The sequence below is a fragment of the Pseudomonas idahonensis genome (assembly GCF_037903935.1).
Taxonomy (GTDB): domain Bacteria; phylum Pseudomonadota; class Gammaproteobacteria; order Pseudomonadales; family Pseudomonadaceae; genus Aquipseudomonas; species Aquipseudomonas danubii.
In genome coordinates this window covers 1,903,004-1,928,922 of record NZ_CP149586.1, presented here as the reverse complement: position 1 = coordinate 1,928,922, position 25,919 = coordinate 1,903,004, and the positions used below count along the sequence as shown (strand labels likewise).

Here is a 25,919-nt window from a genome sequence, read left to right as displayed (position 1 = left end):
CGCAAGAGCGGCAACCGGCTGACTCGTATCTCAGCCGCGCAAGGCCCGCCAGCCTTTGCCCAGTAGCGTCACGGCCAGCAGTACCAGCCCACCGGCAATGATCCCGGCCACGGCATTGAGCAGGGTCGGCATGATCACCGACACCGGGCCCATGACGGCGGCACTACGCTCGGCCAGGCTCTCGATCAGATGGTGCACGGCAGGGACGCCGTGGGTGAGGATGCCGCCACCCACCATGAACATCGCCGCCGTGCCGATCACCGACAGACTCTTCATCATCCACGGCGCCGCTCGCAGGATGGCACCACCGATGCGTTTGGCCAGGGCGCCCGGTTTCTGCGCCAGCCACAACCCCAGGTCATCGAGCTTGACGATGCCCCCCACCAGACCGTAGACGCCAACGGTCATGACAATCGCAATCCCCGAGAGCACCACCACCTGCTGGCTCAGGGAGGCGCCTGCCACCGTGCCCAGGGTAATAGCGATGATTTCCGCGGAAAGGATAAAGTCGGTACGAATCGCGCCCTTGATCTTGTCCTTCTCAAAGGCCACCAGATCCACCTGAGGGTCTGCCAGCGCCCGCAAGGTCTGCTCATGTTCGGCCGCATCGTCGCCGTGGGGCAGGTACTTGTGCGCCAGCTTCTCGAAGCCTTCGAAACACAGGTAGGCCCCGCCGATCATCAGCAACGGCGTCACCAGCCAGGGCGCCAGGGCACTGATGGCCAGCGCCGCCGGCACCAGGATCAATTTGTTGCGAAACGAGCCCTTGGCCACGGCCCAGACCACGGGAATTTCCCGCTCGGCGCGAACCCCGGAAACCTGCTGGGCATTGAGCGCCAGATCGTCGCCCAATACCCCGGCGGTCTTCTTCGCCGCCATCTTGGTCATCAAGGCTACGTCATCGAGAACTGCGGCGATGTCGTCGATCAAAACCAGCAAACTGCTTCCTGCCATGGGCCAGGCTTCCCTGCGTTAAATAAGGCGCGCAGCATACCGCGTCAAAGGCCGGACAAGCGAGATGTCAGAAGCAGGAAAACCGCGGCCAACGGGCATTCTTGAGCCCCTCGCGACCCCGGTGCTACCATGCGCAACCGCCCGAACAGGCAAGGAATCCCCCGGTTTATGAGCACCATCCGCGAGCGCAATAAAGAACTGATCCTGCGGGCCGCCAGTGAAGAGTTTGCCGACAAGGGCTTTGCAGCGACCAAGACCAGCGACATCGCCGCCAAGGCCGGGTTGCCCAAGCCCAACGTCTACTACTACTTCAAGTCCAAGGAAAACCTCTACCGCGAGGTGCTGGAAAGCATCATCGAACCGATCCTCCAGGCTTCCACTCCGTTCAATGCCGACGGCGTACCCAGTGAAGTGCTCAGCGGCTACATCCGCTCGAAGATCCGCATCTCCCGCGACCTGCCTTTTGCCTCCAAGGTGTTCGCCAGCGAAATCATGCACGGTGCGCCGCACCTGAGCCCGGACCAGGTGGAACAGCTCAACGCCCAGGCCAAGCACAACATCGAATGCATCCAGACCTGGATCGATCGCGGCCTGATCGCCCCGCTCGACCCCAACCACCTGATGTTCAGCATCTGGGCCGCGACCCAGACCTACGCCGACTTCGACTGGCAGATCTCGGTGGTCACCGGCAAGAGCAAACTTGACGAAGACGACTACGAAGCTGCCGCGCAGACCATCATCCGCCTGGTGCTCAAAGGCTGTGAACTGGATCACTGATCGCGTTTCGGCCCCTTCCCGTGCATTTGTGTTGTTGCTGCAAACTGCGCACAGGAATATCAAGACACCAGGCAAGGTCCTGCGGACCTTTTCGCAGCCTCGCGGGCTCGGCAGCGGCTACAGGCCAGGGCCGGGCCCGCAAGGTTAAGGGCTAAGCGCTGACGCCGGCGTCCGCCGCCAGGCCCTGAGCCTCGATCGCGCTGATCGCGCATTGCTCATCGATGTCCGAGGTATCGCCACTGATGCCGATCGCTCCCAGCACCGCCCCCGCCTGATCCCGAATCAACACCCCGCCCGGCGCGGGCACCACGCTGCCCTGTCCCAGGCCATTCAACGCACCGATGAACGCCGGGCGCTGCTGCGCATCCAGCGCCAGCAGGCGCGAGCCCTTGCCCAGGGCTACCGCGCCCCAGGCCTTGCCGATGGCGATCTGCGGACGCAACAGGCTGGCGCCATCCTCCCGTTGCAGGGTCACCAGATGCCCGCCGGCATCCAGCACCGCAATGGTCAGCGGGGCCGCGTTGATCTTGCGCCCCGCATTGATGGCCTGATTGGCCAGGTTGACTGCGACTTTCAAGGTTAAAGCGCTCATGGGTGCCGTCCTTATCTTGTTATTGGGAAAGCCTGGTGGAAGCTTCTTGCAGGAGAAGTCCGATGAAGCAAATAGAACACAATAAATTTATTTTTTGTATACAATAATTCGAGAAAGGTAGCTCATGCGACAAAAGGACGCCGGTTTATAGGGCCCCATCGAAAGCCGCTACCGTTCAAGAAAATGGATTGACCTGCGCCATCCGCCGTGAATACACTTTGCGCAAAACAACTTGTATACAATTACAAAACGCAAGAGGCACAAAACCATGAGCAAAATGAGAGCAATCGAAGCCGCCGTTCTGGTGATGCGCCGTGAAGGGGTCGATACCGCTTTTGGCATCCCGGGTGCCGCCATCAACCCGCTGTATTCCGCGCTGCAGAAGGTCGGAGGCATCGATCACGTCCTCGCTCGCCACGTCGAAGGCGCCTCGCACATGGCCGAGGGCTACACCCGCACCAAGGCCGGTAACATCGGCGTGTGCATCGGCACTTCCGGCCCGGCCGGCACCGACATGGTCACCGGCCTGTACAGCGCCTCGGCCGACTCGATCCCGATTCTCTGCATCACCGGCCAGGCGCCCCGGGCCCGCCTGCACAAGGAAGACTTCCAGGCCGTGGACATCACCAGCATCGTCAAGCCGGTGACCAAGTGGGCCACCACCGTGCTGGAACCGGGCCAGGTGCCCTACGCCTTCCAGAAAGCCTTCTATGAAATGCGCTCCGGCCGTCCTGGTCCGGTGTTGATCGACCTGCCATTCGACGTGCAGATGGCGGAAATCGAATTCGACATCGACGCCTACCAGCCACTGCCCCTGGCCAAACCGGCGGCCACCCGGCTGCAGGCGGAAAAGGTTCTGGCCCTGCTGGACCAGGCCGAACGCCCGTTGCTGGTAGCCGGTGGCGGTGTGATCAACGCCGATGCCAGCGACCTGCTGGTGGAGTTCGCCGAACTGACCGGCATTCCAGTGATCCCGACCCTGATGGGCTGGGGCACCATCCCTGACGATCACCCACAGATGGTGGGCATGGTCGGCCTGCAGACCTCCCATCGCTACGGCAACGCCACCCTGCTCAAATCCGACACGGTGCTGGGCATCGGCAACCGCTGGGCCAACCGCCACACCGGCTCGGTGGACGTCTACACCGAAGGCCGCAAGTTCATTCACGTGGACATCGAGCCAACCCAGATCGGCCGGGTATTCACTCCGGACCTGGGCATCGTCTCCGACGCTGGCAGCGCCCTGACCGTACTGCTGGAAGTGGCTCGTGAATGGCAGACCGCCGGTAAGTTGAAAGATCGCAGCGCCTGGCTGCATGACTGCCAGCAGCGCAAGGCCAGCCTGCATCGCAAGACCCACTTCGACAACGTGCCGGTCAAGCCGCAACGGGTCTACGAAGAGATGAACCAGGTCTTCGGCAAGGACACCTGCTACGTCAGCACCATCGGCCTGTCGCAGATTGCCGGTGCGCAATTCCTCCACGTCTACAAGCCACGCCACTGGATCAACTGCGGTCAGGCCGGCCCATTGGGCTGGACCATCCCCGCCGCCCTCGGCGTGGTCAAGGCCGATCCGAACCGCCAGGTGGTGGCCCTGTCCGGCGACTACGACTTCCAGTTCATGATCGAAGAGCTGGCAGTAGGGGCACAGTTCAACCTGCCGTACATCCACGTGGTGGTGAACAACTCCTACCTGGGACTGATCCGCCAGGCCCAGCGCGGCTTCGAGATGGACTACTGCGTGCAGCTGTCCTTCGACAACCTCAACGCGCCGGAGCTCAACGGCTACGGCGTGGACCACGTCGCGGTCGCCGAAGGCCTGGGCTGCAAGGCCCTGCGGGTGTTCGAACCCAAGGACATCCAGCCGGCCCTGCGCCAGGCCCAGGAAATGCTCCAGACCTTCAAGGTACCGGTGGTCGTGGAGATCATCCTGGAGCGCGTGACCAACATTTCCATGGGCACCGAAATCAACGCGGTCAACGAGTTCGAAGACCTGGCGCTGGTGGGCAACGACGCCCCGACCGCCATTTCCCTGCTCGACTAAACCCTGTAGCCGCGCCCCCAGGCTGCCATCAGGTTCGCAGAACCTGGCCGGGATCTGCCCCGCACCCTCTTCAAGAGGCACTGCCGGGGCAGCTCGACTGCAGCCTTCGCCCGCTCTACAGGCTTCACCGATTCACAGGAGACCACCATGCCGCGTTTTGCCGCCAACCTGTCCATGCTGTTCACCGAACAGGACTTCCTCGCTCGCTTCAAGGCCGCCGCCGATGCCGGTTTCAGCGGCGTCGAATACCTGTTCCCCTACGAATTCAGCTCCGCCGAGATCAAGGCGCAACTCGATGCCCACGGCCTGACCCAGGTGCTGTTCAACCTGCCCGCCGGCGACTGGGGCAAGGGTGAGCGCGGAATCGCCTGCCTGCCCGACCGGGTCGAGGAATTCCGTGCCGGCGTCGACTTGGCCATCGCCTACGCCCAGGTCCTGGGCAATACCCAGATCAACTGCCTGGCCGGCATCCGTCCCCAGGGGGCTGATGCCGCGTTGCTGGAAAAGACCTTCGTCGCCAACCTCAAGTACGCCGCCGACAAACTGCAGGCGGTCGGTATCAAGCTGGTGATGGAAGCCATCAACACCCGCGACATTCCCGGCTTCTACCTCAACAACACCGCCCAGGCGCTGTCGATCCGCGAACAAGTAGGCAGTGCCAACCTGTTCCTGCAGTACGACATCTATCACATGCAAATCATGGAAGGTGACCTGGCGCGGACCATGGCCAACCACCTCAACCAGATCAACCACATCCAGCTGGCAGACAACCCAGGACGCAACGAACCCGGCACCGGCGAGATCAACTATCGCTTCCTCTTCGAGCACCTGGACAGCATCGGCTACCAGGGCTGGGTCGGCTGCGAATACAAGCCGCTGACCACCACCGAAGCGGGCCTCGGCTGGCTGAAAACCCACAACGCAATCTGAAACCGCCCCCCTGTAGGAGCCGGCTTGCCGGCGAACAGGCCCGCAAGCCGTGCTGCGCCTTCGCTGGCCAGCCAGCTCCTACAAGGTCCCGTTGAATAGAGGATTTTTATCATGGCTAAAATCGGATTTATCGGCACCGGCATCATGGGTCATCCCATGGCGGCAAACCTGCAGAAAGCCGGTCACTCCCTGCTGCTCTCGGAACACCACGGCAAGGCCCCGGCCGACCTGATCGCCGCCGGCGCGGTGGCCCTGGCCTCGCCCAAAGAAGTGGCCCAGGAAGCCGAGTTCGTCATTATCATGGTGCCCGATACCCCTCAGGTCGAAGACGTGCTGCTGCGTGCCGACGGCGTTGCCGCCGGGATCGGCAAGGGCAAGATCGTCATCGATATGAGTTCCATCTCCCCCACCGCGACCAAGGCCTTCGCCGCCAAGATCAACGAGAAAGGCGCGCAGTACCTGGACGCACCGGTGTCCGGCGGTGAAGTCGGGGCCAAGGCCGCGACCCTGAGCATCATGGTCGGTGGCGACAGCCAGGCCTTTGAGCGCGCCCTGCCGCTGTTCCAGAGCATGGGCAAGAACATCACCCTGGTGGGGGGCAACGGTGACGGTCAGACCGCCAAGGTGGCCAACCAGATCATCGTCGCCCTGAACATCCAGGCCGTGGCCGAAGCCCTGCTGTTCGCCTCGAAGAACGGTGCCGATCCGGCCAAGGTGCGTGAAGCGCTGATGGGCGGTTTTGCCTCCTCGAAGATCCTCGAAGTGCACGGTGAACGCATGATCAAGGGCACCTTCGATCCAGGCTTCCGCATCAACCTGCACCAGAAGGACCTGAACCTGGCCCTCAGTGGCGCCCGCGAGCTGGGGATCAACCTGCCCAACACCGCCAATACCCAGCAAGTGTTCAGCACCTGCACCGCTATTGGTGGCGGCAACTGGGACCACTCGGCCCTGATCAAGGGCCTGGAACACATGGCCAACTTCTCGATCCGCGATAAGAAATAAGCAGCGTCCGTAGCCGCTACCCCAAGCAGCGCCAAGGTTTGCAGGAAACGCCTCACGGCGGGCCAGGGACAGGCCCTGCTGACCTTGTCGCCGCCTGAGGTGGCGGCTACACCCGTTTCAAGCCCCCCATAACAAGAAATCCGGGAGCCCGCCATGTCGGTCGATCCGCAACAATTCCTCCGAGAGCTGTTCGCCACAGCCATCGACGCCGCCCATCCGCAACAGGTTCTCGAAGCCCATCTCCCCAGCGACCGCAGCGGCCGCGTCATCGTCATCGGTGCCGGCAAGGCAGCGGCGGCCATGGCCCAAGTCGTGGAACGCAGCTGGCAGGGCGACGTCTCCGGGCTGGTGGTTACCCGCTACGGCCACGGCGCCCCGTGCACCAAGATCGAAGTGGTCGAGGCCGCTCACCCGGTGCCCGACGCGGCTGGCCTGGCCGTGGCCAAGCGGGTACTGGAGCTGGTCAGCAACCTGTCAGAACAGGATCGGGTGATTTTCCTGCTGTCCGGCGGCGGTTCGGCGCTGCTGGCCCTGCCCGCCACGGGCATCACCCTGGCCGACAAGCAGGCCATCAACAAGGCCCTGCTGAAATCCGGCGCCACCATCGGCGAGATGAACTGCGTGCGCAAGCACCTCTCGGCGATCAAGGGCGGACGCCTGGCCAAGGCCTGCTGGCCGGCCACGGTCTACACCTATGCCATTTCCGACGTCCCCGGCGACCTGGCCACGGTCATCGCTTCCGGCCCCACAGTGGCCGATCCGAGTACCTCGGCCGAAGCCCTGGCGATTCTCAAGCGCTATGCCATTGAAGTACCCGCAGCAGTACGCAACTGGTTGCAGAACCCCGACTCGGAAACCGTCAAGCCCGGCGACCCGTGCCTGGAACGCAGCCACTTCCAGTTGATCGCCCGCCCCCAGCAATCCCTGGAAGCCGCCGCGGTCAAAGCCCGCCAGGCCGGCTACAGCCCGCTGATCCTCGGCGACCTGGAAGGCGAATCCCGGGAGGTGGCCAAGGTTCACGCCGGCATCGCCCGCCAAGTAGCCTTGCACGGCCAGCCCCTGGCGGCGCCCTGCGTAATCCTTTCCGGTGGTGAAACCACGGTTACCGTGCGCGGCAAAGGTCGCGGCGGCCGCAACGCCGAGTTCCTCCTGAGCCTCACCGACAGCCTCAAGGGGCATCCCGGGATCTACGCCCTGGCCGGCGATACCGACGGCATCGACGGCTCCGAAGACAATGCCGGGGCGATCATGACCCCGGACAGCTACGCTCGGGCTGCGGCCCTGGGCCTGAGCGCCAGCGACGAGCTGGACAACAACAATGGCTATGGCTACTTCGCAGCCCTGGGCGACCTGATCGTCACCGAGCCGACCCGTACCAACGTCAACGACTTCCGCGCCATCCTGATCCTCGAGAACCCCAAACATGACGCCTGACAAGAAAGTCAAAATCCTCGCCACCCTGGGGCCGGCCACCGACAGCATCGAGGACATCCGCGAACTGGTGCAGGCCGGCGTAAACATCTTCCGACTCAACTTCAGCCACGGCAGCCATGCCGACCATGCTCAGCGATATGAGTGGATTCGCCAGATCGAACGCGAGCTGAACTACCCCCTGGGCATCCTCATGGACCTGCAAGGACCGAAACTGCGGGTTGGCACCTTCGCCGAGGGCAAGGCGCAGTTGGTACGCGGCCAGGCCCTGCGCCTGGACCTGGACCCTACGCCGGGGACCGCCCAGCGGGTCAACCTGCCGCACCCGGAAATCATCGCGGCCCTGGAGCCCGGAATGGACCTGCTGCTGGACGACGGCAAGCTGCGCCTGCGGGTCATCGCCAAGCACGCGGACGCCATCGAGACCACCGTGCTCAATGGCGGCGAACTGTCGGACCGCAAGGGCGTCAATGTGCCCCAGGCAGTGCTCGACCTCAGCCCGCTGACCGCCAAGGACCGCCGCGACCTGAGCTTCGGCCTGGAATTGGGCGTGGATTGGGTGGCGCTGTCCTTCGTGCAACGTCCGGAAGACATCCGTGAAGCCCGTACCCTGATTGGCGACAAGGCCTACCTGATGGCCAAGATCGAAAAGCCTTCCGCGGTGGCCCAACTGCGGGAAATCGCCGAACTGAGCGACGCGATCATGGTGGCCAGAGGTGACCTGGGGGTGGAAGTCCCGGCGGAAAGCGTGCCGCAGATCCAGAAGAACATCATCAGTACCTGCCGTCAGCTGGGCAAACCCGTGGTGGTCGCCACCCAGATGCTGGAGTCCATGCGTTTCTCCCCGGCGCCCACCCGAGCCGAGGTGACCGACGTCGCCAATGCCGTGGCCGAAGGCAGCGATGCGGTGATGCTCTCGGCGGAAACCGCCTCCGGGGAATACCCGCTGGAAGCGGTGCAGATGATGAGCAAGATCATTCGCCAGGTGGAAACCGGCCCCGACTACCAGACTCAACTGGACGTCAGCCGCCCCCAGGCCGAAGCCACGGTATCCGACGCCATCAGCTGCGCGATCCGCCGGGTGTGCAGCATCCTGCCCGTGGCGGTGCTGGTGAACTACAGCGAGTCCGGCAGTTCCACCCTGCGTGCCGCCCGGGAACGTCCTTCGGTACCTATCCTCAACCTGACGCCGAACCTGCAGACAGCGCGCCGCTTGAGCCTGGCCTGGGGTGTGCACTCGGTGGTCAATGACCGCTTGCGCCAGGTGGACGAGGTCTGTGCCACGGCCCTGGAAATCGCCCAGGCCCAGGGCCTGGCCAAACGCGGGGATACCGTGGTGATCACCACCGGCGTGCCGTTCGGCCAGCCGGGAACCACCAACTCCCTGCGCGTCGAAACCCTTCTCTGACCCGCCGTAGCGCCCACGACCTGCAGCGAGCCTCCCAAAGAGGATGCCGCTGGGGTCGAACGCTGCGGTACGACAACCACCGCATTCGCCGACTCTCGTCATGCCTGCACAGTCTTTCAATGCCTTCTGCCCCGACTGGGCCACTGCCTTGCTCAACGGTTTCAGTCAGATTTTCCTCCAGCGCCACCCGCTGTGCGGCCTGCTGTGCCTGCTGGCGATCCTGATCAGCGCCCCGGCCCTGCTCGGGGGCGCCCTGCTGGGTGCCCTGGCCGGCCTGCTCACCGCCCAGCAACGGGGCTATGCCAAGGCCGACCGGCAAGCCGGACTCTTCAGCTATAACGGCGTGCTCCTGGGCCTGCTGCTGAGCCTGTACCTGCCCTGGTCGGTGCTGCTGCCGCCGCTGATCATCGCCGCCGCCGGCCTCAGCGCGATCATCACCCAGCAATGGCTGAAACGGGCCCGCAGCCCCGCCAGCCTGCCGGCCTACACCGCGCCCTTCGTGGGCCTGGGCTGGCTGTTGCTGAGCCTGATGGAACCCATGCAATCCATGCCCCAGGCGATGCCCGGCCTGTCCCTGTGGAGCCTGCTGAGCGGAGTGTTCCAGGGCCTGGGCCAGATCATGTTCCTCGGTCAGCCTCTGGCCGGATTGTTGATTCTCCTCGGCCTGCTGCTGGCCAACCGCCGCGCAGCGACCTGGGCCCTGATCGGTTCCGCCAGCGGCCTGGCCTTGACACTGCTGCTGCATGAGCCCGGCCGTGCCCTGCTGGGCCTGGGCGGCTATAACTGCGCACTGGTGGCCCTGGCCCTGGGCCAAGGAGCCCGACGTCCGTGGCGGCCACTGGCAGGAATGTGCCTGGCGCTGCTGATCACCCCAGGCATTGTCGCCCTGGGGCTAGCGCCCCTCACCGCCCCCTTCGTCCTGGCCTGCTGGCTGATGCATGTCGCCACCCGGGTCCTGGGGCCTGCGCCTGGGGACCACGCACCTTGCGCTCCCCCGGCAACTCCCCCTAGGCTTCGCTGATCTTTGATTCAGGCGATTCCCATGGTTAACCGCGACAACTGGCGCCAGCGCCTCTACGTGATGATCTTCCAGACCGATACGGTGGCCGGAAGACGCTTCGATACGACCCTGCTGCTGATCATCCTCGCCAGCCTGGTGATCGTGATTCTCGACAGCATCGACGAGGTGCACAGCAACTACGCCGACGTCCTGGCGTACATCGAATGGGGCTTCACCCTGATCTTCCTCATCGAGTACGGACTGCGCCTGTATTGCTCCCCCAAACCCCTGCGCTATGCCTTCAGCTTCTATGGCCTGGTGGACCTGCTGGCGATCGTCCCCGGCATCCTCGCCCTGTACTACAGCGACGCCCAGTACCTGTTGATCATTCGGATCATCCGCATGCTGCGGATCTTCCGCGTGCTCAAGCTGTCGCCCTACCTGAAACAGGCCCATTACCTGCTCGATGCCCTGCGCGGCAGCAAGCAGAAGATCCTGGTGTTCCTGCTCAGCGTCTGCACCCTGGTCACGGTATTCGGCACCCTGATGTACGTGGTGGAAGGCCCGGAACATGGCTTTACCAGTATCCCCAAGGGCATCTACTGGGCCATCGTCACCCTGACCACCGTGGGCTATGGCGATATCGTGCCCAAGACCGTAATCGGCCAGATTATTTCGTCGATGGTGATGATCACCGGTTACTCGATCATTGCCGTGCCTACCGGGATCTTCACCGCGGAGCTGGCCAGCGCCATGCGCGGCGAACAGCTCAAGCACGACTGCCCGGTGTGCCGCAAGAACAGTCACGAACCGGCCGCGGCCTTCTGCTCCCGCTGTGGCAACGCGCTGTTCAAGAAAATGGAATAAGCAAAGTACTTTTTAATCTTTAAAGAGATATAGCGCCCCGGCTATAGTCGGCGGCAAATTGCCTTCACTCTCGAACAAAAGGAATGCGCAGTGAAAAAACTCTTCAGCGCCTCGCTTCTGGCCGCCGGCCTGGCCCTGGGCAGCGTCGCCCAGGCCGCACCGACCCTGCTCAACGTGTCCTACGACGTGATGCGCGACTTCTACAAGGACTACAACACCGCCTTCCAGAAACACTGGAAAGCCGAGCACAACGAAAACATCACCCTGCAGATGTCCTTCGGCGGCTCCAGCAAGCAGGCGCGCTCGGTGATCGACGGCCTGCCGGCGGATGTCATCACCATGAACATGGCCACCGACATCAACGCCCTGGCGGACAACGGCAAACTGGTGCCGGACAACTGGGTAACGCGCCTGCCGAACAACAGTGCGCCCTTCACTTCGGCCACCGTGTTCATCGTCCGCAAGGGCAACCCCAAGGCCCTGAAAGACTGGCCAGACCTGCTCAAGGATGGCGTGCAAGTGATAGTGCCCAACCCCAAGACCTCGGGTAACGGCCGCTACACCTACCTCTCGGCCTGGGGCTACGTGCTGAAGAACGGCGGCGACGAGAACAAGGCCAAGGACTTCGTCGGCAAACTCTTCAAGCAGGCCCCGGTACTGGACACCGGTGGCCGCGCCGCCACCACCACCTTCATGACCAACCAGATCGGCGACGTGCTGGTGACCTTCGAGAACGAAGCGGAAATGATCGCCCGCGAATTCGGCCGCGATCAGTTCGAAGTGATCTACCCAAGCGTCTCCGCTGAAGCCGAGCCGCCGGTGTCGGTGGTGGACAAGGTGGTGGAGAAGAAAGGCACCCGCGCTGCGGCCGAGGAATACCTGAAGTACCTGTGGTCGCCGGAAGGCCAGGAAATCGCCGCCAACAACTACCTGCGCCCACGGGACCCGAAAGTCCTGGCCAAGTACACCGACCGTTTCCCGAAAGTCGACTTCCTGTCGGTGGAGAAGACCTTCGGCGACTGGCGCAGCGTGCAGAAGACCCACTTCAACGACGGCGGGGTCTTCGATCAGATCTATACCAACGCCAAGTGACGCTGGTAGCCCGATAAAAAAAGCGACCGTGAAGGTCGCTTTTTTTATGCCGCCGATCAGGGAGTCACAGAGCCCGCGCCGAACTGAACTGCGCGGCTTCGGCTGCCTGATAACGCTCATCCAGCACCGCCTCCGCCTCGACTTCGATCAACCACTCCGGCAACGACAGCCCGCTGACGATGATCCATGAGGACGCCGGTGGCTGGCTGGCAAAACGCTCGAGCAATACCGCGCTGATGTGCTCCTGCTGATCCCGCGCCGCTTCGGCGATGTAGATCCGCAACATCACCACATCCGCCAGTTGGCCTCCCGCCTCGGCCAGGACCTTCTCGATATTGTCGAAGGCCTGCTCGGTCTGCTGCCGCAGGCCCGGTCCTACGGTACGCTCCTGCTCATCCACACCCACCTGACCGGACAGCAGCAGGCGTCGACCGCCGCGCACCTCCACCGCCTGGCTGAAACCGTATTGCAGGGAATTGAACACACTGGCTGGGTTGAACGTTGACTTTTCCATAAGGGACTCCCACCGCACTGAACGACCGGAAACCCTAAACCAAGGCCTCAGCGACTTCCACTGCAAGCGCAGCGCAGCAACATTTGGCAACGCAAGCTTCAGCGCGGGGTTGCCAGCCTTGAGCAGGCTGCCCCCAGGGCCCTGAAGACCATGAGCATGCTATCGAACAAGATGTAAGTAAATGTATCATCAGGCCTCGGCAGCGGCACGCCCCGGCAATCTCCAGAGCCTCATGACTCAGAGATTTATTCCCAACAGGAATGAATGCTATCGCCCCGCCCTCTCTACTGCGTTACTGCGCGGTCTCTTAACCTCGTTCCATCCTTTCGCCGCCAAGAGAAACCTGATGACTTCCACGACCCAGGTGCTGCCCGCCAGCAACGTGACAATGACCCGAGGCATGGTGCTGCTGTTCGCCTTCTGCTGCGGCGCCATCGTCGCCAACATCTACTACGCACAACCGATCATCGAGCTGATCGCCCCGGACCTGGGCCTGTCCAGCTCCCTGGCCAGCCTGATCGTGTCCCTGACCCAGATCGGCTATGCCCTGGGCCTGTTCTTCCTGGTGCCCCTGGGAGACCTGCTGGAAAACCGTCGGTTGATGATCACCACCACCCTGGTGGCCATCGCCAGCCTGCTGGGGGCTGCGTATACCCAGCAGCCCAACGCCTTCCTCCTGGTATCGCTGCTGATCGGCTTCAGCTCGGTGTCGGTACAGATCCTCATTCCCCTGGCTGCGCACCTGGCCCCCGAGGAGTCCCGAGGACGAGTGGTGGGCGGCATCATGGGCGGCCTGCTGCTGGGGATTCTCCTGGCCCGTCCGGTGTCCAGCGTGGTGACCGATCTCTTCGGCTGGCGCGCAATGTTCATCGCCGCCGCCGTGCTGATGGCCGCCATCAGCCTGGTATTGATGCTGACCATACCCAAGCGCCAGCCGGCCCACAGCGCCACCTACGGCCAACTGCTGCGCTCCCTGGGCGGCCTGCTGCGCCAGCAGCCGGTCCTGCGCCAGCGAGCCTTCTACCAGGGCTGCATGTTCGCCACCTTCAGCCTGTTCTGGACCGCCGCGCCCCTGGAACTGGCACGGCATCACGGCCTGTCACAAAGCCAGATTGCGATCTTTGCCCTGGTGGGCGCCATCGGCGCCATCGCCGCCCCCATCAGCGGACGTCTCGCGGATGCCGGCCATACCCGCATCGCCTCGCTGCTGGCCATGCTCCTGGCAGCCCTGAGCTTTATCCCGACACTGATCCATCCCGCCTACAGCGTCATCGGCCTGGCAGTGACCGGGGTGGTCCTGGATTTCTGTGTACAGATGAACATGGTGCTCGGCCAACGGGCGGTGTATGCCCTGGACGCCCACAGTCGCAGTCGCCTCAACGCGCTGTACATGACCAGCATCTTCATCGGTGGCGCCTTCGGCTCGTCGATTGCCAGTGCGGTGTACGAACACGGCGGCTGGCTGGGAGTGGTGCTGGTGGGCAGTGGGTTTCCACTGCTGGCCCTGCTGCGCTTCCTGCTGGTGGCGGACAACCGCCGCGCGGCCCGCGCCTAGGCCGTGCGCCCAGGACTCGGTGAACGTTTTGGCGCACACTCCCCGATTCCCCCCTTCTCAACCCAGCAAGGACAACCGATGGACCGCCTGGCCGCGATGGAAACCTTTGTACATGTGGTGGAAAGCGGCTCCTTCTCCGCTGCCGCCCGGCGTCTGAACCTGGGTCAGCCCGCCGTATCGAAAAGCATCGCCCAACTGGAGGCCTATCTGCAGGTGCGGCTGTTGCTGCGCTCCACCCGCGGCCTGAGCCCCACCGAAGCCGGCCTGGCCTTCTTCGAACGGGCCAAACGCACCCTGGAGGAAGCCAGCGAAGCGGAAAATGCCGCCCGGGGCTCGGCCTCCCAGTTGCGTGGCACCTTGCGCATCTGTGCGGCGGTGACCTTCGCCCGCCTGCATATCATTCCTCACCTGGGGCCCTTTCTGGAGCAGCACCCCGAGTTGCAGATCGACGTGGTGATGGATGATCACACCATCAATCTGGTGGAGGCGGGAGTCGATGTCGCCCTGCGCATGGGCAGCCTCGCCGACTCGACCCTCATCGCCCGCCAGATCGCCGAGTGCCCGCGCCTGCTGCTGGCCACTCCCGAGTACTTCGCCGAGCACGGCGAGCCGCAGCATCCCGGTGAACTGACCGGGCATCAAGCGGTGATCTATAGCCGGGGGCCCGGCAATCTCTGGCACTTTTCCCAAGGCGACGACGAGCAACGGGTAAGTGTCAGTGGCAGGGTTCGAGTGAATGCCGCAGAAGGCTTGCGCGAATCGGTACTGGCCCATCAGGGGCTGGCAATGGCCTCGCAATGGATGTTTGCCCCGGAGCTGGCCAAGGGTGCGGTCAAGGCCGTGCTCACGGATTGGCAACTGCCCCGGCAGCAGCTGTGGGCTGTGTTTCCCGGCGGGCGCCTGGTGAGTGCCAAGGCCCGGGCGTTCGTGGATTATGTGGAGCAGTTGCTGGAGCGTCTGTGAAACCCCGGCCTCAGATCCGCTCGCGCACCAGCACTTCGATATTCGCCGCCTCACCCCAGCGCCGCAGCCGGTCGATCAGGCTCAGGTCGGTTTCACCCACCAGATACAGGACGTCGATGGTCTGGATCGCGGCCCACTGGACGAACTCACTGCTGTCGAACTCGCCAAGACTGGCGAGCTGGAACTCGTTCTCGTAGAAACCTGGGATCACCGGGACCGGGGTGTCCTGGGGGCTGGCTCCGGCAATGAACGGGCAGGACAGGTGCACCACGCCCCATTGCGCCACACGCCAGTTCCTCAGGGCTTCGTCCAGGCGCGCGCGGGCACCGCGGACAAAGCCCAGGCCGTCGATCACTACCCGCCGGTTGACGATCAGCCACAACTTGCGCCGGCGCGGCGCCTTGAGCAGTACCTCGCCGGTCACCTTGGACGCCCGCAGCGCCAGGGCGATCACCAGCAGCAAAGGTGCGCAGTAGCCATAGAGCCTCTCGGCCTGACTGGCCTCGGTCAGGCCATGCAGACGGTGTACCTCGGCCCGCTGGTGCTCCAGCTCACTGAAGGTGTCCCCCAGACGCTGCAGCCATTGCTGCACCAGAGGCGCTGAATACTCACCACGAAGGTCGCCCAGGGCCTGCTGCACCTTGATCACGGCCAAAGCCGAAAGACGCCCATCGGCAGAACGCTCCAATGTGCCAAAGCGCTCGCACAGGTTGCTGACCTGGGCAGCATCCCGGGGCTCATGCAGCTCCAGCGCTGCCTTGCAGTGAGCGCTGCCGAGCATGTCATCGATCTCGGCCAGCACTCTGCGCTGCGCTGCGTCCCGGGCGCTTTGTGCCAGTTGGTAGTCACTCTGGAACCAGTCCACCCGCACTGCCTGGGTGGCGCTGATCAGGGCCAGGGCAGCCAGCAGCAACCAGCCGTAGTCGACTTTCTTCCAGCCGACCTCCCCCAAGCGGAAAACCGAGATCAGGCTCCAGCAGAAGAAGTAGTACATGAAGGCGAAGGCCACCAGCAGGTACACCGGTGCCAGGGACAGATAGATCAGCTCCGGCACGTCCGCCGGCCCCAGGCCGTACAACAGCAACAGGACGCAGACCACGGCCAGCCAGAACACCATCGGCGCGACATAGGGTTTGTTCAGGTCTTTCTTCATCGGGCGCTCAACGGCTGATACTCAGGAACACCCCGCTGTATCGGCCAGCCTGGGCAGGGCTTAAATAATCCGCTGACCATGGCAAGGCCGGCGCCGGCTCTGGCCCGCGCCTGTGCAGTCAGTCAATGGTGTTGGAAATTACTGGAACTGACGCCCCAGCCCTGCGGGTACACCATGGATGTCGGTGTCTTCCCAGGGACCGTCGGGGCTGATGGAGCGGCTCCAGCCGTTGTTCCAACGGTAATAGGTGCGTTGGCGATAGAAGGTGTTGCTCTGGTTATCCAGCACATAGACCCCCAGCCGCGCATCCCAGTGGCTGTGCCCGCCGGGTGGCGGAGCAAAGCTGGCGGAGGTGCGTGGCAGGGGCTTGGCGGCGGGAATCGGCGCCCCGGGCTTGCCTGGCGCGGGAGCCGTAGACGGGGCCGGGCGCGTGCTCGGCCCCGCAGGCGGGATGGGTTCAGAGGAGGTCGGCGCCGGCCGGTGGACCGTACAAGCACTCAACCCCAGGACCAGTGACAACAGGGTGATACGAGCGATGGCGGTCATGGCGGCTTCTCTGATTATTGATCCGGACTGTCGATGGTCAGCTGTTGCGCGGCCGTGGTGCTGCTGGGCAGGGGCTGGCTCTGCCCGATCCACTCACCGGCCGTTGGCTGGCCGGCACGGGAAATGCGCGCAACCAATTGGACTTCAGGGAAGTTCGACAGTTTCAACTGCGGCATCATCGCGTCGCTATCCCCCAGCTCCACAGTGGCCGGCAGATCGGCGACGGTCAGGCGCTTGGCCGCCAACGGCGCGGGCGGGCCCTGGGTGGCACGGGCGAAGATGAATACGCTGTCACCCGGCTGGACCTTGGCCTTGAGCTCCGCCGCCAGATCGACCCGGACCTTGAGCAAGGCGCCCTTGGCCTTGACCGCAGGCTCGGCCGCGACCTTGCCACCGGCTGCCAGCAGTTTCTCGCTGGCGCGATCAATGCCTCCCTGCAGCGCGGCACGGGAATTGTCCTGCGGCGGCAGTTGCGCCTGCAGGCGCTTCCAGTAATCGATGGCCTCCTGGAAACGTCCGCCTTCGAAAGCGGCGATACCCAGCAACCCGAGACTGGTGACTTCGTTGGGATCGGCCTTCAACGCTTCATCGGTCAAGCCCTGGACCTTGTCCGACCATTGCTTGTTATCGGCGAAGTACTGAGCCTGGGCCCACTGCCCCAACAGCTCGGGCTGGCGTCCGGCCAGAGCCACGGTACGCTCGAAGATCTTCGCCGCGTCCGCTGGACGGTCCTGGGCCATGTAGGTACGCCCAAGGAAGTACAGGCCCTCGGCAGAATCCGGCTGGGCCGCCACTGCGCGCTCCAGGCGCCGGGTCATTTCTTCCATGGACTGCGGCGCCTGGGCGAACTCCCGGGTCAGCTCGACCTTGTCGCTGGCACCAAAATGCAGGTACAGACCCAAGCCCAGCACCGGCACCAGCAGCGCCGCCAGCAGCGGCAGCGGTTTGCCCAGACGCGAGGTCCGCACTGGGCCGCTGCCTTCGGTGTCCGCCAAGAGTTCCCGGGCCGCTTCCGCACGCCCCGCGTCCATCTGCTCGGCACTGAGCACGCCTTGCGCTTGCTGGCCATGCAGCTCGGCCACGCGCTCTTCATAAAGCGCCACGTTCAGCGCGGTACGATCCTCCTCACGTTGGGCACGACGCTCACGCAATACCGGGATCAACAGGAAACTCAGGGCGATCAGGAGCAGCAGACCTGCTGCAAGCCAGAAATCAATCATGGGGGGTTTTATCCAGCAGTTGGTCGAGGCGCTGACGCTCTTCGACGGAAAGCGTGTTCGGGCTGTCGCTGCGCTCGACGCGACGACGCCGGACTATCACGGCAATGATCACCAACCCGCCCAGCAACAGGCCGGCAGGACCGAACCAGAGCAAGGCGGTCTTGCCGGTCAGGGCCGGCTTGTAACGCACGAAGTCACCGTAGCGATCCACCATGAAGTCGATGATCTGCTGATTGTCCTTGCCCTCGCCGAGCATGCGGAAAATCTCCTTGCGCAGGTCGGCGGCAATCGGTGCATTGGAATCGGCGATGTCCTGGTTCTGGCACTTGGGGCAGCGCAGTTCCTTGGTCAGCTCGCGAAACCTTTCGCGGTCGGTGTCATTGGCGAACTGGTAGGTATCAATGGCAGCGTGGGCCACGCCAGCGATGCTCAGGCCCAGGATGGCGGCGGCTAACCAGCGCTTCATGGCTTGGCCTCGTCGACCAGGGCCTGGTACTTGGCCGCCAGCTGTTCGCGCCACACCACTTCGTCGATCACCCCGACGAACTTGTCACGGATGATGCCCTTGGCATCGATGAAGAAGGTTTCCGGGGCACCGTAGACACCCAGATTCAGCCCCAGGGAGCCCTCCTCGTCCCGCACATCCAGCAGGTAGGGATTGTGGAACTCGGCCAGCCACTTCAGGGCGTCGGCATTGACGTCCTTGTAGTTGATGCCGTAGATCACCACGCCCTTCTCGGCCAGCTTGTTCAGCACCGGATGCTCGACCCGGCAGGAAATGCACCAGGTGCCCCAGACGTTGACCAAAGCCGGCTTGCCCAGCAGGTCCGCGCGGGTCAGGGTCTTGTCGCCCTGCACCGACGGCAGGGAGAACTCCGGGAACGGCTTGCCGATCATCGCCGACGGCAGCTCGGCCGGGTCCAGATACAACCCGCGATAGAGGAACACCGCCACCACCAGGAACACCGCCAGGGGCAACATCATCATCCAGCGTCTCATGCGGCGGCTCCTGTCATGCCCAGCGCTTCGCGCACGCGGCTTTTAACCTTGACCCGATAACGCCGATCCATCGCCGCCAGCAAGCCACCGAACCCGGTGAGCAGGCCGCCGAACCAGATCCAGCGCACGAACGGCTTAACGTGTACCCGCACCGCCCAGGCGCCATCCCCCAGGGATTCGCCCAGGGCGACATACAGGTCACGGGTGAAACCGGCATCGATGCCGGCTTCGGTCATCATCGAGCTCTGCACGGTGTACAGGCGTTTTTCCGGGTGCAGCACCGCCACTTCCTTGCCGTTGCGCACCACACGCACAGTGCCCTTGTCGGAAGTGAAGTTCGGCCCTTCGAAATGCTTGGCGCCTTCGAAGATGAACTGATAACCGGCCAGTTCCATGGACTCGCCTGGCTCCAGGCGCAGGTCGCGCTCGGCGCTGTTCTGGCTCGACAGCACCACGCCCAGGGCGCAGATCGCAATGCCCAGGTGCGCCAGCTGCATGCCCCAATAACTGCGAGTCAGGCTTGGCAGGCCCTTGATCAGGCCCTTGTGGCGGGTCTTGTCGAAGATGTCACGCACCCCGGCCAGCAGCACCCAGGCCGCCAGCAAGAAGGTCGCCAGCACCGCCCAGTTGAAGTCGCCGTAGGCAATGCCGGCCACCACGGCCAGGGCCACGCTGCCCAGCAGCACCGGACCGAGCATGCCCAGCAGCCATTTCACCGGGGTGTCTTTCCAGCGCACCAGCACGCCCACCGCCATCACCACCATCAGCAGGGCCATCAGCGGAATGAACAGCGCATTGAAATACGGCGGGCCCACCGACAGCTTGGCCCCGGTCAGAGCGTCCAGCACCAGCGGATACAGGGTGCCCAGCAGGATCATCGAGGACGCCACCACCAGCACCAGGTTGTTGCCCAACAGCAGGGTTTCCCGGGACCACAGGTTGAAGCCCACATGGCTCTTGACCACCGGCGCTCGCAGGGCAAACAGGGTCAGGGAGCCCCCCACCACGAACAGCAGGAAGATCAGGATGAACACGCCGCGCTCAGGGTCCGAGGCGAAGGCGTGCACTGAAGTCAGGACCCCGGAACGCACCAGGAAGGTCCCCAGCAGGCTCAGGGAAAACGCGGCAATGGCCAGCAGCACGGTCCAGCTCTTGAATACACCGCGCTTTTCCGTCACCGCCAGGGAGTGGATCAAGGCCGTACCCACCAGCCAGGGCATGAAGGAAGCGTTTTCCACCGGGTCCCAGAACCACCAGCCGCCCCAGCCCAGTTCGTAGTAGGCCCACCAGGAACCCAGGGTGATACCGATGCCAAGGAAGGCCCAGGCGACAATGGTCCAGGGCCGCGACCAACGCGCCCAGGCAGCGTCCAGGCGACCGCCGAGCAGCGCGGCGATGGCAAAGGCGAAGGCCACCGAGAAACCGACGTAACCCATGTACAGCATGGGCGGGTGGACGATCAGGCCGATGTCCTGCAACAGCGGGTTGAGGTCGCGACCGTCCGCCGGCACCTGGGGCAGGATCCGCGAAAACGGGTTGGAGGTCATGATCAGGAACAGCAGGAAGCCGGTGCTGATCATGCCCATCACCGCCAGCACCCGGGCCAGCATCACTTGTGGCAACTGGCGCGAGAACACCGACACAGCGAAGGTCCAGCCCCCGAGGATCAGCGCCCAGAGCAGCAGCGAACCTTCGTGGGCGCCCCACACCGCGCTGAACTTGTAGTACCAGGGCAAGGCGCTGTTGGAGTTGCTGGCGACATAGGCCACCGAGAAATCGTCACTCATGAAGGCGTAGGTCAGGCAGCCGAAGGCGAATACCAGGAACGCGAACTGACCCCAGGCTGCTGGCTGGGCCAGGCTCATCCACAGGCGGTCGCCGCGCCAGGCGCCCAGCAATGGCACCACGGCCTGGACCAGGGCAAAGCACAAGGCGAGGATCATCGCCAGATGACCGAGTTCGGGAACGAACAGTGCGGAACTCATGGCTTAACCCTCTTTCGCTGGTGTCGGTGCCGACTGGCCGCTGTCTTGCAACGCCTTGGTGACTTCCGGCGGCATGTATTTCTCGTCGTGCTTGGCCAGCACTTCATCGGCCACCACCACGCCATCGGCGTTGAGCTTGCCCAGGGCGACGATGCCCTGCCCTTCGCGGAACAGGTCCGGAAGAATGCCGCGGTAGGTGATGGTCACCGATTTGTTGAAGTCGGTGACCACGAATTTCACGTCCAGGGAGTCGGCGGAACGTTGCAGGGAGCCGGCCTCGACCATGCCGCCAGCGCGAATCCGCGTGTCCAGCGGTGCTTCACCATTGGCAATTTGGGTCGGGGTGTAGAACAGGTTGATGTTTTCCTTCAGCGCGCTGAGGGCCAGGCCGACGGCAATGCCGACGCCCACCAGGATCGCCAGGATGATCAAAAGACGCTTTTTACGCAGCGGATTCACTTACCGTTCTCCCGGCGCAGACGACGCGCCTCTTGTTGCAGATAACGCTTGCGCGCCAGGATCGGCGCCACCAGCTCACGAGCCAGGACGACCAGGCAAATGCCATAGGCCGACCAGACGTAGAGGCCGTGATGGCCCATGGCGAGAAAATCGCTGAAGGATGCAAAGCTCATTGTGCGGTCTCCAGGCTGCGTTGGACTTCGGCCTTGACCCAACTGGTGCGGGCTTCGCGCTTGAGCACCTCAAGGCGCATGCGCAGCAACAGCAGCACGCCAAAGAAACAATAGAAACCCAAGGACGTCAGCAGCAGCGGCAGCCACATTTCCACCGGCATGGCGGGCTTTTCGGTGAGGGTGAAAGTCGCCCCCTGGTGCAGGGTATTCCACCACTCCACCGAGTATTTGATGATCGGGATATTCACCACGCCGACAATCGCCAGCACCGCGCAGGCCTTGGCGGCGCTGTCACGATTGCTGATGGCGGCATTGAGCGCAATCAGACCTGCGTACAGAAACAGCAGGATCAGCATCGACGTTAGTCGCGCATCCCAGACCCACCAGGAACCCCAGGTCGGCTTGCCCCAGATCGCCCCGGTTACCAGGGCCAGGAAGGTGATCGAATGCCCGATGGGCGCCGCGCATTGCAGGGCAACGTCGGCCAGTTTCATTTTCCACACCAGCCCGACCACACCGCACACGGCCAGCATGACGTAGCAGGACTGGGCCAGCATCGCCATTGGCACATGGATATAGATGATGCGAAAGCTGTTGCCCTGCTGGTAATCCGGTGGCGCAAAGGCCAGGCCCCAGACCACGCCGATACCGATCAGCAACACGGCGGCGACGCTCAGCCAGGGCAGCAGCTTGCCGCTGATGCCGTAAAACCATTTAGGCGAGCCGAGCTTATGAAACCAAGTCCAGTTCATTCATTGCTTCCATCACGGTTGCTCTTCGCTCTCACGAACAGCCAGGGTCTTTACTGGTCAAAAAACAACCAGACCTCATTATTCGCCGACGCTGATCTTCAGGCCAGCAGCTATTGCAAAGGGTGTAAGGGTTACTGCCAGGGCGGTCAGGCTCCCAAGCCACAGCAGATAACCTGTCGCCGGCATGCCCTGCAGTGCCGCCTGCAGGGCGCCACTGCCGAGAATCAATACCGGGATGTACAGAGGCAGGATCAGTAACGCCAGCAGCAAGCCTCCACGCTTCAACCCCACCGTCAGTGCTGCGCCCACTGCGCCCAGCAGGCTCAGCACCGGAGTGCCCAGCATCAATGAAGCCAGCAACACCGGCAGGCAGGCGGCAGGCAAGCCGAGCATCAAGGCCAGCAAGGGTGCAAGCAATACCAGTGCCAGGCCGGAAAAGGCCCAGTGTGCCAGCACCTTGGCCAAAACCAGAAGAGGCAGGGGGTGCGACGAAAGGACCCACTGTTCAAGGGATCCGTCCTCGAAATCACTGCGAAAAAGCCCGTCCAGCGAGAGCAGGACGGACAATAAGGCCGCTACCCAGACCAGCCCGGGAGACAAGGTTTGCAACAGATTTGTCTCAGGTCCCACGGCCAATGGGAACAGAGCAACGACGATGGCGAAGAACACCAGAGGATTGGCCAGCTCCGCCGGGCGTCGGAACAGCAAGCGCGCTTCACGGGCCAGCAATTGGGCAAAGACGCTCATGCCGCCCACCGCCCCAGATCCAGATCGCGGTAGCCGGAGGGCATACGGGTCAGCGTGTGGTGAGTGGTCAGGACCACCATGCCACCACGTTCACAATGATTGGCCAGGTGCTCCTCGAGCTGGGCCACCCCCTGTTTGTCCAGGGCGGTAAAGGGCTCGTCGAGGATCCACAGCGGCGGGCCGTCCAGATACAGCCGGGCCAGGGCCACACGACGCTGCTGGCCGGCAGACAGGGTGTGACAGGCAACGTCCTCGAAGCCGCGCAGGCCGACGGCCGCCAGAGCCTGCCAGATAGCGTCGCGCGTTGCCGGCTGGTGCAAGGCACAGAGCCAGTTGAGGTTTTCCTCGGGGGTCAGGACATCCTTGATTCCGGCGGCATGGCCAATCCACAGCAGGTTGCGCGCCAGTTCGGCGCGCTGGGCATGCAAGGGCTGGCCATTGAGCAGCACCTGACCGCTGGTGGGTTGCATCAGGCCGGCGAGCAAACGCAGCAGGCTGGTCTTGCCACTGCCGTTGGGGCCACTGATCTGCACCATGTCTCCGCCGGTCAGACGCAACTCCAGGTGTTCAAACAGCATCCGCCAGTCGCGCTCACAGGCGAGTGCTACGGCTTCGAGAAGAGGGCTGGTCAAGGGATGGTGGGCCTTTACGGGTTCAAGTCGGCAGTGGAGCGGCCGTTAAAGGGATGCAGGATAAATGCATTGGCGGCCTGTTCTAGAGAGCTGCGTCAAACATTTGCAATGTTTTCCCCACTCCCCCAAAGACGGGCGGCATTATACATGCGAAGCCCTACTCTCAAGAGGGCTAATTTCCACAGGTTGTGTCCGAATGACTGGCGAAATAAACATCCTGCCACTGCCCCAGGCGCCGGCTCCCGGCCCCTCGCGCCCTCAGCCGATCAGCGGCGAACTGCTCAAGCTGGTGCCGCCACTGGAAGGCTTGATTGCCGCCGGTCAGAGCGCCAAGGCTGAAGTGCTGTCGCTCAAGCAGACCGACCAGACCTTCCAGCTGTTGCTCAAGGTGACCCTGGACAACGGCCGGCAAACCACCGTGCAAGCCACCAGCAGCCAACCCTTGCCCCAGGGCACCAGCCTGGCGGTGATCCAACCTTCGGCCGGCAACCTGGCGATCACCGTGCAGCAGGCCATTGCCTCCAGCGTCGCCGCCCTGACGCGCCTGGATACCAGCCAACTGCCCGCCGGCACCCTGCTCCAGGGCAAGGTGCTGACTACCCAGCTCCTGCCCCAGGGCAGCAATCAGCCGGCGATCTACCGTTCCCTGGTGAGCCTGCTCAACACCGCGCAAAGTGGCGCCACCTTGAGCATCGACAGCCCGCAGCCGCTGCGTATCGGCAGCCTGCTCAGCGCCCAGGTCGCGGATGCACAGACCCTGAACTTCGTCCCTCTGGGCAACCGCCAGGAACAACTGGCCATCGCCGCACAACTGGCCAGCCAGCAAAGCCGCCAGGGTTCCCTGAACGGACTGATCAACCTTCTGCAGAACCTGCCCGCCGACAGCGAACTGGCCACTTCCTCCGCCGACCTGCGGGCCGCCGTGGAGCGCTTGCTGGCCGGCCTGCCGGACCATCAGCAGCTGAGCACCTCGCGCGGCGTGGCCCAGGCTCTGCTGGGCAGCGGCCTGTTTCTGGAAGCCAAGCTGCTGGCCGGCACCAATCCCGGTCAGACGCCAGACCTGAAGGGCGACCTGCTGCGCCTGATCGCCCAGTTGACCCCGGGACTGCCCTCCTCCAGCAGCTTCAATGCGATCATCGCCGCCAACACCCTGGCGCAATCGCTGCCGAGCTTCGTGCGCAGCGCCCTGGGCACCCTCGGCCAGGTCAGCGCCAAGACCTCACCCAGCGGCTTCCCGCTGCCGGCACGGCTGCTGCAAAGCCTGGAGGGCGAAGGCGATCTGGAACACTTGCTGCGCCTGGCCGCCGCTGCGGTATCACGCCTGCAGAGCCATCAACTGGCGAGCCTGGAACAAAGCGGCCAGACCGACGATGGCCGGCAACTGACCACCTGGCAGCTGGAAATTCCCATGCGCAACCTGCAGGACATCGTGCCCTTGCAGGTCAAAATGCAGCGCGAAGAAGCGCCGGAGCCTGAGCCGCAACAAAAACGTGAAGAGCGAGAATCCAAGCAGGCCTTGTGGCGGCTCGATCTGGCCTTCGACCTGGAGCCCCTGGGCCCGCTGCAGGTCCAGGCTCAACTGATTCAAGGTCGGCTGTCCAGCCAGCTGTGGGCCGAACGCCCCTACACCGCGAGCCTGATCGAAAGCCACCTGGGCAACCTGCGCGAACGCCTGCTGGCTTCAGGGCTGGATGTCGGTGACCTGGACTGCCACCTGGGCATCCCGCCCCAGGGCCCGCAAACCCGATTGGAACAACGCTGGGTCGACGAAACCGCATGAAGCACACACCTCCTCCACGCCAGGCCATTGCCCTCAAGTACGACGGCCAGCAAGCCCCGACCCTGACCGCCAAGGGTGACGATGAACTGGCCGAAGCCATCCTGAAGATCGCCCGGGACTATGAAGTGCCGATCTATGAGAACGCCGAGCTGGTGAAGCTGTTGGCGCGCCTGGAGTTGGGCGAGAGCATTCCACCGGAGCTGTACCGGACCATCGCCGAAATCATCGCCTTCGCCTGGAACCTCAAGGGCAAGTTTCCGGCCGGGCATGATCCGCATCAGGTGGAACTGGAGAAAGACATCACCGAGCGCGGTGACGATTATTGAAGAGAAGCCGCGGTA

The 25,919-nt window shown here is 63.6% G+C and carries 27 protein-coding genes; 13 read left to right on the top strand and 14 right to left on the bottom strand.

Going from position 1 to position 25,919, the window contains the following annotated elements:
* Positions 1-30: 30 nt before the first annotated feature.
* Entirely contained in the window at positions 31-954 is a 924-nt protein-coding gene (locus WIN67_RS08770; RefSeq protein ID WP_110595173.1) for a DUF808 domain-containing protein, read from the bottom strand.
* A 168-nt stretch (positions 955-1,122) separates the two neighbouring features.
* Here WIN67_RS08770 and WIN67_RS08765 point away from each other — a divergent pair, with 168 nt between their 5' ends.
* The gene (locus WIN67_RS08765) at positions 1,123-1,731 is read left to right on the top strand and encodes a TetR/AcrR family transcriptional regulator (protein WP_123392155.1); all 609 of its coding nucleotides are present in this window, start codon (positions 1,123-1,125) and stop codon (positions 1,729-1,731) included.
* Between the two features lie 151 nt (positions 1,732-1,882).
* Here the strand turns inward: WIN67_RS08765 and WIN67_RS08760 are convergent, their stop codons facing one another.
* Entirely contained in the window at positions 1,883-2,323 is a 441-nt protein-coding gene (locus tag WIN67_RS08760; RefSeq protein WP_102863980.1) for a GlcG/HbpS family heme-binding protein, read from the bottom strand.
* A 268-nt stretch (positions 2,324-2,591) separates the two neighbouring features.
* Here WIN67_RS08760 and gcl point away from each other — a divergent pair, with 268 nt between their 5' ends.
* The 8 genes from gcl to WIN67_RS08720 all read left to right on the top strand — a co-directional run bounded on the left by gcl (position 2,592) and on the right by WIN67_RS08720 (position 12,100).
* A complete protein-coding gene (gene gcl, locus WIN67_RS08755) occupies positions 2,592-4,367 on the top strand; it encodes a glyoxylate carboligase (protein WP_102863981.1) in 1,776 nt (591 codons plus the stop codon).
* Between the two features lie 147 nt (positions 4,368-4,514).
* Positions 4,515-5,297, top strand: a complete 783-nt coding sequence (gene hyi, locus WIN67_RS08750; protein ID WP_110595172.1) for a hydroxypyruvate isomerase — start codon at positions 4,515-4,517, stop codon at positions 5,295-5,297.
* Positions 5,298-5,408: 111 nt separating this feature from the next.
* The gene (locus WIN67_RS08745) at positions 5,409-6,302 is read left to right on the top strand and encodes a 2-hydroxy-3-oxopropionate reductase (RefSeq protein ID WP_102878880.1); all 894 of its coding nucleotides are present in this window, start codon (positions 5,409-5,411) and stop codon (positions 6,300-6,302) included.
* Between the two features lie 153 nt (positions 6,303-6,455).
* Entirely contained in the window at positions 6,456-7,736 is a 1,281-nt protein-coding gene (locus WIN67_RS08740; RefSeq protein ID WP_102878879.1) for a glycerate kinase type-2 family protein, read from the top strand.
* Positions 7,726-9,141, top strand: a complete 1,416-nt coding sequence (pyk, locus tag WIN67_RS08735; RefSeq protein WP_102878878.1) for a pyruvate kinase — start codon at positions 7,726-7,728, stop codon at positions 9,139-9,141. The genes WIN67_RS08740 and pyk overlap by 11 nt, the downstream gene beginning before the upstream one ends.
* Before the next feature lie 100 nt (positions 9,142-9,241).
* Positions 9,242-10,162, top strand: a complete 921-nt coding sequence (locus tag WIN67_RS08730; RefSeq protein WP_339070976.1) for an urea transporter — start codon at positions 9,242-9,244, stop codon at positions 10,160-10,162.
* A 21-nt stretch (positions 10,163-10,183) separates the two neighbouring features.
* Complete coding sequence (locus WIN67_RS08725) at positions 10,184-11,008, top strand: ion transporter (RefSeq protein WP_102878876.1); 825 nt, start codon at positions 10,184-10,186, stop codon at positions 11,006-11,008.
* A 90-nt stretch (positions 11,009-11,098) separates the two neighbouring features.
* Positions 11,099-12,100 carry a sulfate ABC transporter substrate-binding protein gene (locus WIN67_RS08720; RefSeq protein WP_058433729.1) on the top strand — a complete coding sequence of 334 codons (1,002 nt, stop codon included), beginning with the start codon at positions 11,099-11,101 and terminating at the stop codon, positions 12,098-12,100.
* 64 nt (positions 12,101-12,164) lie between these two features.
* Here WIN67_RS08720 and WIN67_RS08715 read toward each other — a convergent pair whose 3' ends face one another.
* Complete coding sequence (locus WIN67_RS08715) at positions 12,165-12,614, bottom strand: RidA family protein (protein WP_102863988.1); 450 nt, start codon at positions 12,612-12,614, stop codon at positions 12,165-12,167.
* A 346-nt stretch (positions 12,615-12,960) separates the two neighbouring features.
* Between WIN67_RS08715 and WIN67_RS08710 the strand changes: the two genes are divergently transcribed.
* Together WIN67_RS08710 and WIN67_RS08705 are read left to right on the top strand one after the other, a co-directional pair.
* Positions 12,961-14,169 (top strand): MFS transporter, encoded by a 1,209-nt coding sequence (locus tag WIN67_RS08710; RefSeq protein ID WP_306382656.1) that lies wholly within the window; start codon positions 12,961-12,963, stop codon positions 14,167-14,169.
* Positions 14,170-14,247: 78 nt separating this feature from the next.
* Positions 14,248-15,132, top strand: a complete 885-nt coding sequence (locus WIN67_RS08705) for a LysR family transcriptional regulator (protein ID WP_102863990.1) — start codon at positions 14,248-14,250, stop codon at positions 15,130-15,132.
* Positions 15,133-15,142: 10 nt separating this feature from the next.
* Here the strand turns inward: WIN67_RS08705 and WIN67_RS08700 are convergent, their stop codons facing one another.
* The 11 genes from WIN67_RS08700 to ccmA form a co-directional block, all read right to left on the bottom strand.
* Complete coding sequence (locus tag WIN67_RS08700) at positions 15,143-16,285, bottom strand: hypothetical protein (protein ID WP_110652159.1); 1,143 nt, start codon at positions 16,283-16,285, stop codon at positions 15,143-15,145.
* A gap of 138 nt (positions 16,286-16,423) precedes the next feature.
* Entirely contained in the window at positions 16,424-16,831 is a 408-nt protein-coding gene (locus WIN67_RS08695) for a hypothetical protein (RefSeq protein ID WP_102863992.1), read from the bottom strand.
* Between the two features lie 14 nt (positions 16,832-16,845).
* A complete protein-coding gene (gene ccmI, locus WIN67_RS08690) occupies positions 16,846-18,051 on the bottom strand; it encodes a c-type cytochrome biogenesis protein CcmI (RefSeq protein ID WP_102863993.1) in 1,206 nt (401 codons plus the stop codon).
* Complete coding sequence (locus tag WIN67_RS08685; RefSeq protein WP_102863994.1) at positions 18,044-18,517, bottom strand: cytochrome c-type biogenesis protein; 474 nt, start codon at positions 18,515-18,517, stop codon at positions 18,044-18,046. The genes ccmI and WIN67_RS08685 overlap by 8 nt, the downstream gene beginning before the upstream one ends.
* A complete protein-coding gene (locus tag WIN67_RS08680) occupies positions 18,514-19,050 on the bottom strand; it encodes a DsbE family thiol:disulfide interchange protein (RefSeq protein WP_060838164.1) in 537 nt (178 codons plus the stop codon). The genes WIN67_RS08685 and WIN67_RS08680 overlap by 4 nt, the downstream gene beginning before the upstream one ends.
* Complete coding sequence (locus WIN67_RS08675; protein ID WP_110595165.1) at positions 19,047-21,035, bottom strand: heme lyase CcmF/NrfE family subunit; 1,989 nt, start codon at positions 21,033-21,035, stop codon at positions 19,047-19,049. The genes WIN67_RS08680 and WIN67_RS08675 overlap by 4 nt, the downstream gene beginning before the upstream one ends.
* Before the next feature lie 3 nt (positions 21,036-21,038).
* Entirely contained in the window at positions 21,039-21,494 is a 456-nt protein-coding gene (gene ccmE, locus WIN67_RS08670) for a cytochrome c maturation protein CcmE (protein ID WP_102863996.1), read from the bottom strand.
* Entirely contained in the window at positions 21,491-21,667 is a 177-nt protein-coding gene (gene ccmD, locus WIN67_RS08665; protein WP_011060018.1) for a heme exporter protein CcmD, read from the bottom strand. The genes ccmE and ccmD overlap by 4 nt, the downstream gene beginning before the upstream one ends.
* Positions 21,664-22,419: a heme ABC transporter permease gene (locus WIN67_RS08660; protein WP_102863997.1), complete on the bottom strand. Its 756-nt coding sequence runs from the start codon at positions 22,417-22,419 to the stop codon at positions 21,664-21,666. Before WIN67_RS08660 ends, ccmD begins: the two co-directional genes overlap by 4 nt.
* Positions 22,420-22,497: 78 nt before the next feature.
* On the bottom strand, positions 22,498-23,166 hold the full coding sequence (gene ccmB / locus WIN67_RS08655; RefSeq protein ID WP_102864110.1) for a heme exporter protein CcmB: 669 nt from the start codon (positions 23,164-23,166) through the stop codon (positions 22,498-22,500).
* A complete protein-coding gene (gene ccmA / locus WIN67_RS08650) occupies positions 23,163-23,798 on the bottom strand; it encodes a cytochrome c biogenesis heme-transporting ATPase CcmA (RefSeq protein WP_102878871.1) in 636 nt (211 codons plus the stop codon). Before ccmA ends, ccmB begins: the two co-directional genes overlap by 4 nt.
* A gap of 196 nt (positions 23,799-23,994) precedes the next feature.
* Here ccmA and WIN67_RS08645 point away from each other — a divergent pair, with 196 nt between their 5' ends.
* Together WIN67_RS08645 and WIN67_RS08640 are read left to right on the top strand one after the other, a co-directional pair.
* Positions 23,995-25,578 (top strand): flagellar hook-length control protein FliK, encoded by a 1,584-nt coding sequence (locus WIN67_RS08645; protein WP_102878870.1) that lies wholly within the window; start codon positions 23,995-23,997, stop codon positions 25,576-25,578.
* A complete protein-coding gene (locus WIN67_RS08640) occupies positions 25,575-25,904 on the top strand; it encodes an EscU/YscU/HrcU family type III secretion system export apparatus switch protein (protein WP_102878869.1) in 330 nt (109 codons plus the stop codon). Before WIN67_RS08645 ends, WIN67_RS08640 begins: the two co-directional genes overlap by 4 nt.
* Positions 25,905-25,919 lie beyond the last annotated feature (15 nt).

What these genes read in the sequence shown, in the direction of transcription:
- WIN67_RS08770 (WP_110595173.1), bottom strand. Translation starts at nt 954, where the DNA reads ATGGCAGGAAGCAGTTTGCTGGTTTTGATCGACGACATCGCCGCAGTT.
- WIN67_RS08765 (WP_123392155.1), top strand. Translation starts at nt 1,123, where the DNA reads ATGAGCACCATCCGCGAGCGCAATAAAGAACTGATCCTGCGGGCCGCC.
- WIN67_RS08760 (WP_102863980.1), bottom strand. Translation starts at nt 2,323, where the DNA reads ATGAGCGCTTTAACCTTGAAAGTCGCAGTCAACCTGGCCAATCAGGCC.
- gcl (WP_102863981.1), top strand. Translation starts at nt 2,592, where the DNA reads ATGAGCAAAATGAGAGCAATCGAAGCCGCCGTTCTGGTGATGCGCCGT.
- hyi (WP_110595172.1), top strand. Translation starts at nt 4,515, where the DNA reads ATGCCGCGTTTTGCCGCCAACCTGTCCATGCTGTTCACCGAACAGGAC.
- WIN67_RS08745 (WP_102878880.1), top strand. Translation starts at nt 5,409, where the DNA reads ATGGCTAAAATCGGATTTATCGGCACCGGCATCATGGGTCATCCCATG.
- WIN67_RS08740 (WP_102878879.1), top strand. Translation starts at nt 6,456, where the DNA reads ATGTCGGTCGATCCGCAACAATTCCTCCGAGAGCTGTTCGCCACAGCC.
- pyk (WP_102878878.1), top strand. Translation starts at nt 7,726, where the DNA reads ATGACGCCTGACAAGAAAGTCAAAATCCTCGCCACCCTGGGGCCGGCC.
- WIN67_RS08730 (WP_339070976.1), top strand. Translation starts at nt 9,242, where the DNA reads ATGCCTGCACAGTCTTTCAATGCCTTCTGCCCCGACTGGGCCACTGCC.
- WIN67_RS08725 (WP_102878876.1), top strand. Translation starts at nt 10,184, where the DNA reads ATGGTTAACCGCGACAACTGGCGCCAGCGCCTCTACGTGATGATCTTC.
- WIN67_RS08715 (WP_102863988.1), bottom strand. Translation starts at nt 12,614, where the DNA reads ATGGAAAAGTCAACGTTCAACCCAGCCAGTGTGTTCAATTCCCTGCAA.
- WIN67_RS08710 (WP_306382656.1), top strand. Translation starts at nt 12,961, where the DNA reads ATGACTTCCACGACCCAGGTGCTGCCCGCCAGCAACGTGACAATGACC.
- WIN67_RS08705 (WP_102863990.1), top strand. Translation starts at nt 14,248, where the DNA reads ATGGACCGCCTGGCCGCGATGGAAACCTTTGTACATGTGGTGGAAAGC.
- WIN67_RS08700 (WP_110652159.1), bottom strand. Translation starts at nt 16,285, where the DNA reads ATGAAGAAAGACCTGAACAAACCCTATGTCGCGCCGATGGTGTTCTGG.
- WIN67_RS08695 (WP_102863992.1), bottom strand. Translation starts at nt 16,831, where the DNA reads ATGACCGCCATCGCTCGTATCACCCTGTTGTCACTGGTCCTGGGGTTG.
- ccmI (WP_102863993.1), bottom strand. Translation starts at nt 18,051, where the DNA reads ATGATTGATTTCTGGCTTGCAGCAGGTCTGCTGCTCCTGATCGCCCTG.
- WIN67_RS08685 (WP_102863994.1), bottom strand. Translation starts at nt 18,517, where the DNA reads ATGAAGCGCTGGTTAGCCGCCGCCATCCTGGGCCTGAGCATCGCTGGC.
- WIN67_RS08680 (WP_060838164.1), bottom strand. Translation starts at nt 19,050, where the DNA reads ATGAGACGCTGGATGATGATGTTGCCCCTGGCGGTGTTCCTGGTGGTG.
- WIN67_RS08675 (WP_110595165.1), bottom strand. Translation starts at nt 21,035, where the DNA reads ATGAGTTCCGCACTGTTCGTTCCCGAACTCGGTCATCTGGCGATGATC.
- ccmD (WP_011060018.1), bottom strand. Translation starts at nt 21,667, where the DNA reads ATGAGCTTTGCATCCTTCAGCGATTTTCTCGCCATGGGCCATCACGGC.
- WIN67_RS08660 (WP_102863997.1), bottom strand. Translation starts at nt 22,419, where the DNA reads ATGAACTGGACTTGGTTTCATAAGCTCGGCTCGCCTAAATGGTTTTAC.
- ccmB (WP_102864110.1), bottom strand. Translation starts at nt 23,166, where the DNA reads ATGAGCGTCTTTGCCCAATTGCTGGCCCGTGAAGCGCGCTTGCTGTTC.
- WIN67_RS08645 (WP_102878870.1), top strand. Translation starts at nt 23,995, where the DNA reads ATGACTGGCGAAATAAACATCCTGCCACTGCCCCAGGCGCCGGCTCCC.
- WIN67_RS08640 (WP_102878869.1), top strand. Translation starts at nt 25,575, where the DNA reads ATGAAGCACACACCTCCTCCACGCCAGGCCATTGCCCTCAAGTACGAC.